Source organism: Ochrobactrum sp. SFR4 (assembly GCF_019730395.1).
In the GTDB taxonomy this organism is placed as follows: domain Bacteria; phylum Pseudomonadota; class Alphaproteobacteria; order Rhizobiales; family Rhizobiaceae; genus Pseudochrobactrum.
Map to the genome: position 1 here is coordinate 1 of NZ_JAAPBB010000514.1, position 318 is coordinate 318.

The 318-nt window shown below is 52.2% G+C and carries 1 protein-coding gene; it reads left to right on the top strand.

Features of this window, described 5'->3' with window-relative positions:
• Positions 1-28: 28 nt before the first annotated feature.
• A partial coding sequence (locus HBA93_RS20050; RefSeq protein WP_221724450.1) for a LysE family translocator occupies positions 29-318 on the top strand: 290 nt, incomplete at its 3' end.

Sequence of the window (318 nt, forward strand, 5' to 3'; positions counted from 1 at the left end):
TCAGATCACTTTTCGGGGGAGTTTTCCAATGGGGCTGGATGTCTGGCTTGCCTTTACGGCTGCATCAATCGTGTTACTGGTGATACCGGGGCCAACAATTTTATTGGTGGTTTCCTATGCTTTGGGGCAGGGCTGGCGCACAGCTGTGCCGATGGCTGCCGGTGTGGCGCTGGGTGATTTTACCGCCATGACACTGTCTATGCTTGGCATTGGAGCGCTGCTGGCCACATCCGCTATTGTGTTTACAATTGTGAAATGGTTGGGTGCGGCCTATCTGATCTGGCTTGGTATTAAATTATTCCGCTCCGGTGCAACTAT